We start from the raw sequence: 14,096 nt of genomic DNA on the forward strand, positions 1-14,096 counted from the left end.
GCCGTGCCGCCGACCTTGATCCGGATGGCGCTCCAATCTGGACGGCGATGCCAGCGTCCGGAGGCCGCGCGCCGATTGCGGGCCGGGCTATTCGTTCTTGCGAAAGATGCGAACGAGCGGGGAGAGAATGCGCTTCAAACCGCCGAACGCGAGCCGGCCCAATTTTTTGAGCGCAGCGAGTGTGGTGGAGACGACTCCGCGTCCCGTTGTAGCCGTTGGCACCGCGGTCCGCTGCGGCGTGATCGGGGGCGCCGTCGGGGTCGCCTGAGTTGTGGCCATATCCGTAGAAGGGTAGGTAGGGGCGGCAGGGCCTCCCGCTTCCGGGTGCTCCGAATGCATGGTGGCCGGCCGCTGCGGGGAACAAGCCGGCGCCCGCCGGTAGAGAGTGCCGCTGATCTCCTGATCGCCGAAACGCCAAGTCCGTCGAACAAGCCTTCGGTCCTGAAACTCCCAATCCGGATGTCGCGTCTCTGCCCGGTTGCTGCGCTTCTCTTGGATGGTCTTCTGCTGGTGAGGATCGACCGGCCGCCGGTTGTCCCGTCGATACGCGGCGAAACGTCCCGCCGTTCGGCAGTAATGAAAGCGATTTCCGCCAAGGTTCCACGCAGCGAGCATCGCCTTCTTCGGCCACTTAACGACCTCCTCCAGCTTGAAGGTTTTGCTGATGTAGCGAGCGACACCTTGCGGGGACCGGATCGCGTTGTCCGGAAGATGGCAGCGCGAAAACGCGGTCATGAGCCGGCGGCGGGCTTCCTCTCGCCGATCGATGGGAATCCGACAGACGAAGTGGGCATGTATATCGAACAGACCAACGTTTCGATCGAAGCGGATGTGAATGCCGATCAGCAAGAGTTCGAATTCGCAGCGCTTCCGAAGCTCCGTCAACACACGGTTGATGTCGTCATTGAACTGTCGATAGTCTTCCTCAAGCTCGTTGATCTGCGTCTTGCGCGACGGGCGGCAGACGGTCCAGAGACACCAAGCCGACCTGTCCTCGACGGCAGCGAAAGCGGCGAACTGCTCAGCAAGCCGGTTATTCTTCGATCGGGACTTTACGGGAAACATCCTGTGGTCGCGCAGCGGTCGTCCGAATTCGATGACCTCTCCTCCGCGCTCACCTTCCAAAACTACGTATTGTTCACAGTCGTCCGCATAGGGCTGCGCTCCGGCGCGCGCCAGCCGCTGCGCGATTTGCCGCGCGAGGATGTATTGATTTTTTCGTGGCGATGACTTGGCCATGACGGTAGAGTCGTGGCCACATCAGCAAGTGTCGAATCCGGCCGTGAAGCTGCGCGATACATGCCGGGGCTACATTCGAGTTCGCTAGAACTCGATCGCTTGGCGTGATGATTGAGAGGTTGTAGCCCCCTGTAGCCCCAGAGGCTCTTTTTACCTGAATACGCTCAAAAGCCGGGCTACAAAAATGCGAGAAGTGCCTGATTTTGCTGGTGCCGGTTGAGAGGATTGAACTCCCGACCTTCGGTTTACAAAACCGCTGCTCTACCGCTGAGCTAAACCGGCAACGGGGGAACAGTTATCAGCGCCGCCTCCCAAGGACAAGACCGCCAAGAGGGCTGCCGGGTCATCAGGCCAACGAAAAGCCGCCACCCGATGTGACGGCCCCTCCGAGCTCGGACGATCGGTCCGCAGCTACTTTCCGCTGCCGCCTTCGCCGCCGCCCTGACCACCACTCGAGGTGCCCATGCCGGTGCCCTTCTTCATGGCACTTCCGCCCATGCCCGTGGTGGTGCCGCTTTTCTTCTTCGCGCTCTTTTTCACACTCTTCGGATCGGACGGGTTGGTCCCACTGCTCCCGGCTTGGGGCGAGTTGGTCATTCCGGGATCCGACGGTTTCTGCTGCGCGGTCTGAGCCGACGCAAAGCTCGTGGCCATGACCAGAGCCGCCGCAGCCAGACTTGCCGTAAGTTTTTGCATGTTAATTTCTCCACTTGTTTCAGACGACTTCTTCAACGAAGCGCCCTGCAGGATGTTCCGGGAACTCTCCGCACCTCGCCTAACGGGCGGCGCCGATCCCGCCGGTTTGCGCTGCCTTGCGGTTTGCGTCACCAATAGTGAAACCGGGAGACGTTTTATGGCCGGCACTGGCGGGTTTCGCGCACACCACAAATACTTGCTTGCGGCTATCGGCGTGATCGCCGTCCTCGCCTTCCTCTACAACCTAGGGGTTTTAGATATCTGGGCCGTGTACCAGACCGCGAAATAGCACCCCACACCTCCCCGAATACTCCCGCTTGGTGCTCTGAAAGGCACGAAAGTACCTGTGAATGCTGCCAATCCCCTGTGTGCCTTGGAACGGTCACCATCCGGTCACCGTTAACCACACAGGTAGACGGCGAGTCAGGCAAACACGGAACGAGGACGATCATGCCTTTTGCGAAACCGCAGGACGACCGTTATGAAAATGCCCTTGATGATGTCATCGCACAGTGCGGCGGTGACACGCGCGGCGCCTTGATGGCGCTCTTGGCCGCGAACGAATATCTCGAGGCACAACTGAACACGCTTCACGCCGCGATCGAAAACGGCGAAGTTCCTTTGCGCTCCGAAAAAGTGCCGCGCAACCTGCTAAATTGACGCGGACGAACGGCGACAGTTCCCGGAACATTGGCTAGCGATTTGGGTTCTCCCGGTTCAATCGATTTATTGAAAGGAGAATCCGATGATTAAGAAATATGTGGCGGCAGCTCTGCTTGGAACCGCGTTGGCTGGCGGAGCAGCGTTCGCGCAGACCACAACTCCGGCATCACCTTCTTCGACTGCGCCGGCCGTGTCGGCATCAAGCGAGCAGATGAACCTGAAGGGCAACTGGCGGGCTTCCAAACTTGTCGGCCTCGCGGTCTATAACGACGCCAACGAGAAGCTCGGCGACATCAGCGAGATTCTGCTCGACAACACCGGCAAGATCAACGCCGTGATTATCGGCGTCGGCGGCTTCCTCGGCGTCGGTCAGCATGACATCGCGGTGACGTTCGACAAGCTGAAATGGGTCGATGAGCCGATCCGCTCGGCATCAGCCGACAAGATGCCGGGCTCGCCAGGGACTTCGACAACAACGACAAGGCCGTCAACAACGACCGGCGCTGCGGGCGGCGGCATGGCTGCGACAACAACCAAAAATGAATGGTACCCGGATCATGCGGTCATGAACGGGACCAAGGACCAGCTGAAGGCCATGCCTGCCTTCAAGTATTCGGAAAGCGCCAAGTAATCCGGCTTGAATAGTCTCTAACTCAATATTGGCCGAATCGGTTTTCCGATTCGGCCGCTTTTGCATCGGCCTGTGCAGCTCAGAGATAGGCGCTGAGGCACCATGCGTTGAGCGAAGCAGCAACGGCCAGCGTGAGGACCAATATCGTATTCACGGCTAAGGGCTCCTCAAAAGGCTATCTGAGAATCATCCGCATCATGTCCGGATTTGAACGCGGGACCCGCGAAGAGTCTCGCGCATTGTTTTGCGCTGAGCCTCTTGCCAGAACGGCCTTTCCGAGTCCGATTCTCTCCCGCCCGCCCACGCGGTTGTGCGGCGCAGTGTTGTCACGCGCCAATTAACGCGCACAATGTGCGTGCGCGGTCTCTCGCCAAGGCGATCATCCACGCCCGGCCGCGCTAAAAAATAACAACGAAACGATTCAGTCCCGCTGGATCGGACTCCGGAGAAACGAATGTTAGCCAAATCGACAGCGAAGAATCCTGCAAAGAATCTCATGACCGAATTCCCGCCGGCGCGGGACAATCTGGTGACGCTGGCGAACTGGCGCACCCAGCCCTACAGCGAGTGGAGCTTTCACAACGTCCGGCGCGTGTTGCCGACGGCGAACATCGCTGCATCGAAACATCCCGTTCCTCTCGAAAGTTCGCTGGCCGAAATCGGCAACGTCGCCTTCGAGGGCAACAAAGGCCCGACCACGCTGCGCGAGGCACTGCGCACAACGAACACCAAGGGATTTGTCGTGCTCCGCCACGGGCGGATTGCCGCCGAATGGTACGCGAGCGGCATGGATGCCACGACGCCGCACATCGTGTTTTCGGTGAGCAAATCGATCTGCGGCGCGCTCGGCGGAGTTCTCGCGGACAAGGGATTTCTCAATCCCAACCGTCCGGTCACCGATTACGTTCCCGAGGTCTCGTCGTCGGTGTACGGCGGCTGCTCGGTGCGCCACTTGCTCGACATGTCGGTCGGCATCGCGTTCACCGAAGACTATGTCGATCCGGACGGCGATGTCGCACGCTACCGGCGCGCGGTGGGATGGGATGTCATCAAGCCCGGCCAAAGCACAATGCAGTTGCGCGAATACCTCGCGACCCAAAAGCCCGACGGCAAGGCCCACGGCCATGCGTTCCACTATGTCTCGACCAACACCGACCTGCTCGGCTGGGTCTATGAGCGCGCCGCGGACCGTGCCCTCTCCGACCTGCTCGGCGAATATCTCTGGACGCCGCTCGGCGCGGAAAGCGACGCTTACATCACGCTCGACTCCGAAGGCGCCATGCGCGCCGCCGGCGGCATCTGCGCCGCGCCGCGCGACCTCGCCCGCTTCGGCGAAATGATCCGGCAGCGCGGCGTCGCAAACGGCAAGCAGGTCATACCGGGCTGGTGGATCGACGACATCAATGACAACGGCGATCCGGAGGCATGGGCGCGTGGCGAGTTCGCCGCGATGTTTCCGGGTGCGGCCTACCGCAGCAAATTTTACCAGATCGACCGCAAGCGGCGGACGCTGTGCTGCATCGGCATCCACGGCCAATGGATCTACATCGATCCCGTCAGCGAACTGGTGATCGTTCGCGTCGCGGCCGAACCGATCCCGCTCGACGTCGAGAACTACCGCGCCTGGCGGCGAGGCTTCGAATCGATCGTCCAGCATTTTTCGTCTGGAGCGTGATCCAGCTGAATTGGAAACAGGTTCTCTCCGCTCATTCCCGCGCAAGCGGGAATCCAGAACTTCAAAAGCCGGGTCCCCGCTGTCGCGGGGACGCACGGAGAGTGAAGCCTAATTAAAATGTACCTCTCTCGGCTTTGTCGTCAGCGCGTCAGCTTTTCCATCTCGGGAAACGCAGCGTAGGTCACGCCCTTACAAAGATCCTCGGTCTTTTCGATAATGCGGTCGAGCCGTCCGTCGATATACATCCCGGCGCGTTCCTTGACGCCCGCATAGCCGCCGGCAGCATCGCGTGCATTGAAGCGCACACAGACCACATAGCGGCGCCGGCCTCCGACTTCGCGTTGCGCGGGCTGGGCAATCGCAGCCTCGCGGACGCCGCGTGGATCGTTGAGGTAGGTGCGCAGCAGCGCCAGCAATTCCGGCCTGTAGTTGGCGGGAAACTTCTGGTCATCGACACCGCGATCGGCGGTGTAGGACAGGCTGTCATTGCCGCCGGTCCATGCACAACCCGCCACGCCCAGCGCAAGCAGCATCGCCGCCACGCGCGGCCCATATGTCACCAATTTGCAACGCATCCCAATGAAGTCCGCAACCTGAGCCATGGCATTGGGTTTCTTGCACATTGTGTCATTGACAAGGCAACCCCTCGTCGGTTGATTGCAACCACGGCACAGGTGCCAGCGCAAGCTGGCGAATAGGGAATTCGGTGTCGCCGCGCAGCTTCCTCAAAGAAGCTTGCACGGCCAGTCCGAAGCTGCCCCCGCAACTGTCAGCGGTGAGCCGTTGTCCATTACGCCACTGAGCAAGGCTTGTAAGCCTGGCTTGGGAAGGCGGGCAACGGCGACGATCCGCGAGCCAGGAGACCTGCCTGTACCGGTCATCCTTCCGTCGCACGGGGCGTGCGAAGGGGCGGCATTTCCGCAGCGGTGACGTGACGTAACAGTTGCGGAGGTTCGGCCGATGGCCTGTTTCCTCAGTCACGACGTAAAGTCCGGCAGCGTTCGCTTGCCGCGCATCGTCATGCCTGCGCGCGTTTTCACCGCGCCTCCGCGATCACATGCATCGGCGGGGCTTCAACGTGACTCTTTTTTCTAAATCTCTCTTTCCAACAACGGCGTTCGCAGCGGCATGCCTCGCGGGCACGGCACTTGTGAGCCCTGCCCTCGCGCAGGGTACCGGCGGCCAGCTGCCGCCGATCAACGTCGATGCCAGCCGCCTCTATGGCGGCATCGTCGGCGCATCCACAGCAGTCATTACGGCAGAAGACATCGCGCGCTCACCAGGCCAGACAGTGCAGGATGTGCTGGCAACCGTTCCCGGTGTGCAGATCAAGAACCTCTTTGGCGGGGTAAATGGCGCTGGCAGCGTGGTCGATCTGCGAGGCTTCGGCGCGTTCGCTTCAGCCAACACGCTCATCCTTATCAACGGACGGCGCGTCAACGACGTCGATCTTGCGGGCGTCGACCTGTCCACGATTCCGCTCCAATCCATCGAGCGAATCGAAGTTACCAAGGGTAACAGCGGCGCGGTGCTGTACGGCGATAACGCCATAGGTGGCGTTGTCAACATCATCACGAAAACCGGAGCCAGCAGCGGCAAGCCAATTGCAATGCGCGCCGAGGCCGGTGTCGGATCGTTCAACCAGCGTCTGGGGAATGTGTCCGCCAGCGTCAACGCGGGCCCGTGGTCTTCTGCCGTTTTTGGCAACGCCATTTCGTCCGATGGATACCGCGTGAACAATGCCTTGCGGCAGTCCAACGGCGTTGGCGAGGTTCGCTACTCAACGTCTGACTTCAGCGCCTTCCTGAACCTGTCAGGCGACAATCAAAGCCTTGGCCTTCCAGGAGGCAGAGCAACGAGCGAATTCGGCACCGGCATCAATCGCCTTGCAACCGATCCGCGCGGGGCAGCAACACCCTTCGATCGCGGCGAAAAGCAGGGAAAAAATGCTACCGCCGGCTTCACCAAGTCTTTGTGGGACGGCGCGGAATTGATCGTCGATGGCGGTGTGCGCGACAAGCAGCAGCAAGGTTCGTTCCCCGGAGACCTTCCCCTCAGTCCGTTCAATGCGCGTTTTGTCGATTCCTCCCTCCAGACGTGGTCGGTTACGCCGCGCGTCAGCATCAAGAACTCATTGTTCGGACTGCGCTCGAACATCCTGACCGGCGTCGATTATTACGATGCGGCCTACGGTTCGAACCGGAGCCGCTATGCTGGCGACGCGCCGATACACGTCTACAACCTGAAGCAGCAAACCCTCGCCGGTTACTGGCAGCAGACCATCGGTCTCCTGCCGAGCACTGACTTCTCGTACGGCGGCAGACTCCAGAACACGAAGCTGCAGGCAAGAGACAAGCTCGACATGTCGGCGCCAAACTGGTTCGGCGACCCCCAGGCATCGCCGCTCAACACCGACGAAACCAATCACGCTCTTCATGTTGGCATCGAGCATCGCATCAACGACAATTTCGCCGTGTTTGCGCGTGCTGCACAAGCATTCCGTACGCCGAACGTCGATGAGCGGATTGGATCCGGCCCGTTCTTTGCGCCCGGCACGTTCAACCTAAAGACCCAGACGTCTCACGATGTGGAAGGCGGCATCCGCATCCATAGCGGGCCGCTCGATATTCAGTCGAGCTATTACGACATGCGGCTGAAGAACGAAATTCAGTTCAACCCGGCGTTGTTCTACAACATCAACCTTGATCCAACTCATCGGTACGGCAGCGAAACCAGTGCAACCCTGCGCGCCAGCGATACCGTCCGGCTCAGGGGCGGCTTCGCCTATACGCGCGCTGTATTCTCCGAAGGGCAATTTGCCGGCAACGACGTTCCGTTGGTCTCGCGCGTCACCGCCTATGGCGGCGTGTCGTGGGATGTGTGGCAGCGCTATCTCGTGTTCGATGCGACCGTGCGATATTGGGGCGCGCGGCGTATGGACAACGACCAGCGCAACTTCCAGCCGCTCATTCCCGCCAATGCGACCATCGACCTCAAGCTCAGCGGCGAGATCGATCGCTTCTTCTGGTCCTTCAGCGTCAACAATCTTCTCGACGTTCTGACCTACGATTACGCCATCGCGAGCGCATCGACGTACGGCTCGTTCAATGCCTATCCCCTGCCCGGCCGTAGCTACATGCTCAAGGCCGGCGTGACTTTCTAATTCGGGAACGTCTTTTACAAACAGCCCGGCCCGCGCTCATCTCACGATGACCGCGGGCCGTTCTTCTTTCCATGAGCCGCTTCGATGCGGGGGCTACGCAATAGCAACCCAAGGAAATATCGAAACGTCAGAAGGGATCAGCCCTTCTTCTGCACGGCGATGTGCTTCGCAGGCGCCGTGGACGAAATGTGCTTCTTGCTCACGACAGCACCACTCTTCTTGTGCGCCTTGTGATGCTTGACCTTTTTCGTCGTCACTTTCGCATTCGCCTTCGCAACCGACGGCTTCATGGTTTGAGACTTTGTGGCAGGCGCCGTTTCGGTCTTCATGACGGTGGCAGCCATGGCAGGCGCGACAATCATCGAACCCGCCACAAGGACGGCAGAAATGATCTTCAGCATGGGTCTCTCCTGTCGTTATGCGATCGGGAGGGCCGGTCGGATAAGCCGGGTGCCGATCGTCGCAACAACGCTAGGCCCGGCGCGCTGAACTCAATCTGAAGCGCCCTGATAGCTTTCGTTCATCTGGATGACAGCTTCACCATGTGCCGCCGGCCCGGCCTGCGGTGGCGAAAAGCCGCCGGAATTATGACCCGCAATCGCAGGAATGTTTGAACCCGGCGGGTGTTTAGACATACAGAAAAAGATAGGATCGTTTTGCAGATCAACGGAGGCTTGGCATGAGTAACTTGACCATCAGGCAGATATCTCTGGCGCTAATTCTTTCGGCGTTCGTCGCGGCGCCCACAATCAATCTGGCGCAAGCCGCCGGGTCAGATACGCCCTCGCCCCCTCCCGCCTCCGACACTAAATCGCAGCCCAAGGACAAGAAGAAGGGCGAGAGGAAGTCATCGATCGAGGATCCCGCCTTCCTCCAGGGCTACCGCACCGCCTATGCAACGATTTACGAGCAGAACGATTACGCAGCCGCGATTCCGCAGCTCAAGGCGCTAGGTCAGGACGATCGCGCCGATGTCGCCAATCTGATCGGCTATTCGTATCGCAAGCTCGGCAACTACGAATTGGCCAGCGTCTGGTATGAGCGCGCGCTGAAGGCCGATCCGGATCACGTCCGCACCTGGCAGTATTACGGCCTCTGGCAGGTCGAACAGGGCAATCGCGAACAGGCGAAGCATCATCTTGCCAAGATCGAAGCCCTGACAGGCCGCGACAGCGCCGAATATCAATCGCTGGCCTCGGCGCTGACCAACGGCCGGACATCGTACTGACGGCAGATGTCCCGGTTAGCCGCCTGGTTAACCGGCAGATCAGTCCCAGTGTGGTGGTCCGCCAATCCGCGTCATTTCTGCCTCACGTTCGGCTTGCGGATTGGCGAACCAAAACCACGCTGGAATCATAGTTTTCCAGTGTCCTTTTGAATCCGAAGTTCGCTACGCAGGTGCTGCGGAGTGCAGCGAACTTCGGATTCAGGACACTAAGGGCCGGCTTCCGGCCGCGCGGGGCAGTTTTGCGCGGCCTGATCGCGCCTCGACAACCCCCCAAAACCTCGTATAGACGAACCCGCGCGTTCACGACCATGTGCCCGCGCCTCGGGGGCTGACATGACGACGGCGAAGAAATACGAGCGGATTGCCTTCGTGGCAGGCCCGAGCGATGAGGCCCAGCAGGCTCTCGCCCAGCTGGTCGCGGCCTATGGCAACCAGCCGTCCGACAAGGCCGACGTGGTGGTGGCGCTCGGCGGCGACGGCCTGATGCTGCAGACGCTGCACCGGCACATGCGCTCCGGCATCCCGATCTACGGGATGCATCGCGGCACCGTCGGCTTTCTGATGAACGAGTTCAGCCCGCATTCGCTGATCGACCGGCTGGAAGCCGCGAAGCTCACCGTCATCAACCCGCTGCTGATGCGCGCCACCGACATCCACGGCAAGGTGCATATCCATCACGCTATCAACGAAGTCTCGCTGTTCCGGCAGACCCATCAGGCTGCGCGGTTGCGGATTCTGGTCGACGAACACGAACGGATGGCCGAACTGATCGCCGATGGGATCATGGTGGCGACGCCAGCCGGTTCGACCGCCTACAATCTGTCAGCGCAGGGCCCGATCCTGCCGATCAACGCCGCGCTGCTTGCGCTGACACCGATCAGTCCGTTCCGCCCTCGCCGCTGGCGCGGAGCGCTGCTGCCCAACACCGCCTTTGTCGTGTTCGAGGTTCTCGAAAGCGACAAGCGCCCCGTCGCCGCCGTCGCCGATCACGACGAGGCGCGCGATGTGAAGCGGGTCGAAATCATTGCGGACAAGACCATTTCGATCCGCATGCTGTTCGACCCCGGCCACAGCCTCGAAGAGCGCATTCTCAGCGAGCAGTTCGGGGTCTGACCTTCTTCGGATACCTGCGCGTCCGGTTCCCCCTGCCCGGCTTAGATAACCATTCGTTAACGGCAGCCGCATATAGTTAATGCGAGGTGTACCCTGTTTTCCGGGTGCGCCACCTCGGGCTGCGCATGTTTATTATCGACTTCAACAAGCTGCGGTTTCTCGTGTGCGACGACAACGCGCATATGCGGCGCATTCTGCGCACGCTGCTGCACTCGTTCGGCGCGCGCGAAGTCTATGAAGCGGAAGACGGCGCAACCGCGCTTGAAATGTATTCCCACTACGTCCCCGACATCGTCATCACCGACTGGTCGATGCCGATTTTCGACGGGCTCGAACTCGCGCAGATGATCCGCCAGCCGGAAGGCGCGGGAAATCCCTACGCACCGATCATCATGCTGACCGGCCATTCGGAAAAGCGCCGCGTCATGGTGGCGCGCGATGCCGGGGTCACGGAATTCCTGGCGAAGCCGATCTCCGCCAAGGGGCTCTATCAGCGCATCCTCAATGTCGTGGCCAATCCCCGGCCCTTCATCAAGACGAAAAACTATTTCGGACCGGACCGGCGCCGCAACACCAACGCCGCCTACATCGGCCTCGAGCGCCGCAGCGGCGGCAACGCCGAAATCATGCAGCAGCCCTCGCTGCTCGAAAAAGCCCGTTCCGGAAACTAGGAAAACCCATGGCCCGCAAGCCCCCAATAGAGATCAAGGTCGATACCTTCGCGGACCATCAGGTCATCTCGCAGCCCAATCCGCTGCGCAAGATGGTGCGGTATTCCGAGGAGAAGGACATCGAAGATCCTGTCGCGCGCGCCGAAAAGGCGCTCGCCTCCCTGTCCGGCGAGTTCACCGACTGGATGCAGGTGGAATGCGACCGGCTGAGCGCGGCCTATGCCGCTATCGCGCGCGACGGACTGAACGGCGAGAATCGCGAAGAGCTTTTCCGCGCCGCCCACGACATCAAGGGTGGCGCCGCGACGTTCGGCTTTCCCACCGCTGCCGCAGCCGCGGAAAGCCTCTGCCGGATCATCGAACACGCGCCGGATCTCGCGCAAGTGCCGGGCGAGCTGATCAAGCATCACGTCAACGCGATCCAGGCCATCTACCGCGAACAGGCGCGGATCGACGCCGTCGGCATGGCCGATGAGCTGAGCAGGAAGCTGCGCGGCGTCGCGGACGAATATCTGATCCACGTCAATCGCGACCGCCCCGAGCACCTCGAAGCAGTGCTTGCGCCGAGCATCGTGCCGGAAGGCTGACAACTCCCACCGAGGTGCAGCAGTTCGCCGTCATCCTGAGGTGCCGTAGCGAAGCGAAGGCCTCGAAGGGCGACGGCCCGTGACGGCGCTCCAGCCATTCATCCTTCGAAGCTCGCCGCAACAGCGGCGCGCACCTCAGGATGACGGCTCAAATTGTTGGATTACGTCGATCGCTGACGACGCTACGCCGCGATCCGCCGGTCGTCGTACCGGTAATCGTCATAGCTGTAATGGCCACGGACTTCTTTGTACTCTTGAGCCGCGCACCGTTCAGCTGCCGCGTACTCTTTGGCTTCTGCGTCGTCTTCAGCGGGAGCGTATTCATCGATGCAGACATAGTCTTCGACCGGGACATATTCCTCAGCCGATGCGTAGTCTTCGGCCTCATCGTACTCTTCAACCAACGCGTACGCCGCGTCCACAGTATGTTCCTGCTGCTCCGGATAGATCGCGTCCGGCTCATACGTATAATCGCGGATCTGTTCGGCCTCGGCATGCGCGCTCAACGTCCCGACAAAGTCCTCGGCCGCGAGATCGTCGCAGAACAGGCGCGCTTCCTCCCGCGCCGATTCAGTCGCAAAGCGGCGCAACAGGATCAGCAGCGGCTCCGACACCGTTTCCGATGTTTCGCATTGGGTGAGCACACGCTCGACCATGCGGCGGCGAAGCCGCGTCGCGCCGGCGACCGTGCCGATGAAACCGATTTCGTTGGATGCTTCGAGCGCGGCGCGGAAAGCGCGATAAGTCGATTCCGGCAAGCCGGCTTTCGCGAGCAGCGCGTTCAGGCTGGCGCCGCCGCGATCGTGAACGATCGCAGCCACGCGGCTGGCAGGCAAACCGGACAGCTCGACCAGCGATCCCTCAAACAGTTCGATATTGCCCGACAACAGTGCGCGCAGGATCAGCCCGGTATTGAGTTGACCGATCGAGCGCAGATGACCGACGAGCGCGGTCATATCCGCGCCGCGCGTCTGGGCGGCGATGTTGACCGTGGAGCGTTCCATCGCCTCGCCCGCGATCCGCCGGGCGCGATCTGGGTGAAGCCAGTCGCGTGCGGTCACCAGTTGCGTCAGCGTGTCGGACAGCTTCTGCGCCAGTTCAAGCCGCACGGCAGCGGGCAAGTCGTCCAGCGTCAGCAGCGACTCGCGGATCGCGGCGAGATGTCCGTGACGATCTGCGATGCGCGCGAGCGAGAACGGGGCCAACTGGGCTGCGCGATTTTCGATCAGCTCCAGCGCCGATGACGCACAGCCGACTTCTGCAATCGCCGCGCAAACCGATGGCGGCAGATCGAAACGGCGCGCGATGGCGCATTGCGTCTCGGGATTTCCGGTCGCAACGATATCCACGAGATCGGAGTCGAGCAGCAGCGGTGAGTGTTCGAGGATCGGAACCGCGACCGAGGCCTGATCGACGGCAAGTGCCGCAATGATGGCCGGCGGCGCATCCATCGAATGAGCGAAGATTTCCGCCATCGCCTGCCGGACCAGCGGCGACGCATCGTCGAGAAGCATCAGCAACGCGCCTTCGGCGGCGGCGCGATCATCTTCCGACAAATCGGAAACGAGCCAGGCGCGGGCCAGACACCGCGTCGCCTCTGCGCGCTCCCCTGCGGGAGCAGTGCGAACCCAACTAATAAACTGCCGAACGATCATGGGTGTTCCGGCTTACGCAACATGCCAAGGCACCGCGACGCGACGCCACTGTTACGAACCGTAAACCATGACACTTAAGAAAACGTTCACCATAAACGGCTGTGTTTGTTGAGGTTTTGTTAACCCCGCGAAGACCGCTCGGGCAGCGCGCCCGCGACGCGCCGGATCAATGTGACGATCGCGGCTTTGTAATCGTCGGCATCTTCACCGGCATCGATGGCGAGCGCTGCGCGATCGAAGGCCGCCGACAACAAATCGGCGAGCGCCGCGAGCGGCAGGCCTCGCGCATCGATGGCCGCTTCGAGACCGCTGCGCAGCGTGCGCGCCGCGTTGTCCTCGTCGAGTTTTTTTATCTCCGCCGGCCCGAGAACCGACGGCCCTTCGATCAGCAGCAATCGCGTTCGTCCCGGAACGCGCATGGCATCGAGATAAGCTGTACTTCCCTTCAGCAATGCATCGATGGGCTTCAATCCCGCAGGCGTTTCGCGCTCGATGGCGCTCGCCACCGCAAGCGCCTCGTCCATGACGATGGCCCTGAACAACGCGCGCTTGTCCTCGAAGTGATGGTAGAGCGCACCGCGCGTAATACCCGCCGCCGCGACGATTTCCGGCGTCGAGGTGTCTCCATATCCCTTGTCGACAAACAAAGACCGGGCTGCCTGCATCAGCGCCGTCCGGGTCTTTTCCGTCCGATCCCGGTTCGTGCGCGGCAGATCTTTTGATTGAGGATCTTGCATACATGCAGCCTGTATGTTATTTGCGATTTAACATACAG

General features: G+C 61.0%; 16 protein-coding genes, 1 tRNA gene and 1 riboswitch. Of the genes, 10 read left to right on the plus strand and 7 right to left on the minus strand.

Annotation, left to right across the window (positions count from 1 at the left end):
• Nucleotides 1-87: 87 nt before the first annotated feature.
• Nucleotides 88-735: a hypothetical protein gene (locus tag BN32_RS27130; protein WP_019196458.1), complete on the minus strand. Its 648-nt coding sequence runs from the start codon at nucleotides 733-735 to the stop codon at nucleotides 88-90.
• A 57-nt stretch (nucleotides 736-792) separates the two neighbouring features.
• On the opposite strand from BN32_RS27130, the gene BN32_RS18860 reads away from it, so the two are divergent.
• Entirely contained in the window at nucleotides 793-1,230 is a 438-nt protein-coding gene (locus BN32_RS18860) for a hypothetical protein (RefSeq protein WP_162161324.1), read from the plus strand.
• 216 nt (nucleotides 1,231-1,446) lie between these two features.
• Here BN32_RS18860 and BN32_RS18865 read toward each other — a convergent pair.
• Both BN32_RS18865 and BN32_RS18870 read right to left on the minus strand, forming a co-directional pair.
• Nucleotides 1,447-1,521: transfer RNA gene (locus tag BN32_RS18865), tRNA-Thr, on the minus strand.
• A gap of 129 nt (nucleotides 1,522-1,650) precedes the next feature.
• The gene (locus BN32_RS18870) at nucleotides 1,651-1,935 is read right to left on the minus strand and encodes a hypothetical protein (RefSeq protein ID WP_019196456.1); all 285 of its coding nucleotides are present in this window, start codon (nucleotides 1,933-1,935) and stop codon (nucleotides 1,651-1,653) included.
• Between BN32_RS18870 and BN32_RS18875 the strand changes: the two genes are divergently transcribed.
• The 4 genes from BN32_RS18875 (at nucleotide 1,934) to BN32_RS18890 (ending at nucleotide 4,904) form a co-directional block, all read left to right on the plus strand.
• Nucleotides 1,934-2,224 (plus strand): hypothetical protein, encoded by a 291-nt coding sequence (locus tag BN32_RS18875; protein WP_019196455.1) that lies wholly within the window; start codon nucleotides 1,934-1,936, stop codon nucleotides 2,222-2,224. The genes BN32_RS18870 and BN32_RS18875 overlap by 2 nt on opposite strands.
• A gap of 161 nt (nucleotides 2,225-2,385) precedes the next feature.
• Nucleotides 2,386-2,595, plus strand: a complete 210-nt coding sequence (locus BN32_RS18880) for a hypothetical protein (RefSeq protein ID WP_019196454.1) — start codon at nucleotides 2,386-2,388, stop codon at nucleotides 2,593-2,595.
• A gap of 85 nt (nucleotides 2,596-2,680) precedes the next feature.
• On the plus strand, nucleotides 2,681-3,229 hold the full coding sequence (locus BN32_RS18885) for a PRC-barrel domain-containing protein (RefSeq protein WP_019196453.1): 549 nt from the start codon (nucleotides 2,681-2,683) through the stop codon (nucleotides 3,227-3,229).
• Nucleotides 3,230-3,683: 454 nt separating this feature from the next.
• Nucleotides 3,684-4,904 carry a serine hydrolase domain-containing protein gene (locus tag BN32_RS18890; RefSeq protein WP_019196452.1) on the plus strand — a complete coding sequence of 407 codons (1,221 nt, stop codon included), beginning with the start codon at nucleotides 3,684-3,686 and terminating at the stop codon, nucleotides 4,902-4,904.
• A gap of 140 nt (nucleotides 4,905-5,044) precedes the next feature.
• Here BN32_RS18890 and BN32_RS18895 read toward each other — a convergent pair whose 3' ends face one another.
• A complete protein-coding gene (locus BN32_RS18895) occupies nucleotides 5,045-5,479 on the minus strand; it encodes a hypothetical protein (protein ID WP_152343768.1) in 435 nt (144 codons plus the stop codon).
• 80 nt (nucleotides 5,480-5,559) lie between these two features.
• Nucleotides 5,560-5,790, plus strand: a riboswitch (cobalamin riboswitch).
• 171 nt (nucleotides 5,791-5,961) lie between these two features.
• Here BN32_RS18895 and BN32_RS18900 point away from each other — a divergent pair.
• Nucleotides 5,962-8,067: a TonB-dependent receptor gene (locus BN32_RS18900; RefSeq protein WP_019196450.1), complete on the plus strand. Its 2,106-nt coding sequence runs from the start codon at nucleotides 5,962-5,964 to the stop codon at nucleotides 8,065-8,067.
• Between the two features lie 137 nt (nucleotides 8,068-8,204).
• Here BN32_RS18900 and BN32_RS18905 read toward each other — a convergent pair whose 3' ends face one another.
• Nucleotides 8,205-8,468 carry a His-rich protein BRANT gene (locus BN32_RS18905; RefSeq protein ID WP_019196449.1) on the minus strand — a complete coding sequence of 88 codons (264 nt, stop codon included), beginning with the start codon at nucleotides 8,466-8,468 and terminating at the stop codon, nucleotides 8,205-8,207.
• Nucleotides 8,469-8,746: 278 nt separating this feature from the next.
• On the opposite strand from BN32_RS18905, the gene BN32_RS18910 reads away from it, so the two are divergent.
• The 4 genes from BN32_RS18910 to BN32_RS18925 all read left to right on the plus strand — a co-directional run bounded on the left by BN32_RS18910 (nucleotide 8,747) and on the right by BN32_RS18925 (nucleotide 11,666).
• Nucleotides 8,747-9,295, plus strand: a complete 549-nt coding sequence (locus BN32_RS18910) for a tetratricopeptide repeat protein (RefSeq protein WP_019196448.1) — start codon at nucleotides 8,747-8,749, stop codon at nucleotides 9,293-9,295.
• A gap of 333 nt (nucleotides 9,296-9,628) precedes the next feature.
• A complete protein-coding gene (locus BN32_RS18915; protein WP_019196447.1) occupies nucleotides 9,629-10,408 on the plus strand; it encodes an NAD kinase in 780 nt (259 codons plus the stop codon).
• A 125-nt stretch (nucleotides 10,409-10,533) separates the two neighbouring features.
• Nucleotides 10,534-11,079: a response regulator gene (locus BN32_RS18920; protein ID WP_019196446.1), complete on the plus strand. Its 546-nt coding sequence runs from the start codon at nucleotides 10,534-10,536 to the stop codon at nucleotides 11,077-11,079.
• An 8-nt stretch (nucleotides 11,080-11,087) separates the two neighbouring features.
• Nucleotides 11,088-11,666 carry an Hpt domain-containing protein gene (locus BN32_RS18925; RefSeq protein ID WP_019196445.1) on the plus strand — a complete coding sequence of 193 codons (579 nt, stop codon included), beginning with the start codon at nucleotides 11,088-11,090 and terminating at the stop codon, nucleotides 11,664-11,666.
• Between the two features lie 182 nt (nucleotides 11,667-11,848).
• Here the strand turns inward: BN32_RS18925 and BN32_RS18930 are convergent, their stop codons facing one another.
• Nucleotides 11,849-13,321: a DUF2336 domain-containing protein gene (locus tag BN32_RS18930; RefSeq protein WP_019196444.1), complete on the minus strand. Its 1,473-nt coding sequence runs from the start codon at nucleotides 13,319-13,321 to the stop codon at nucleotides 11,849-11,851.
• A 119-nt stretch (nucleotides 13,322-13,440) separates the two neighbouring features.
• Nucleotides 13,441-14,058 (minus strand): TetR/AcrR family transcriptional regulator, encoded by a 618-nt coding sequence (locus BN32_RS18935; protein WP_019196443.1) that lies wholly within the window; start codon nucleotides 14,056-14,058, stop codon nucleotides 13,441-13,443.
• Nucleotides 14,059-14,096: the final 38 nt, after the last annotated feature.

It is taken from the genome of Afipia birgiae 34632 (assembly GCF_000308295.2).
In the GTDB taxonomy this organism is placed as follows: Bacteria; Pseudomonadota; Alphaproteobacteria; order Rhizobiales; family Xanthobacteraceae; genus Afipia; species Afipia birgiae.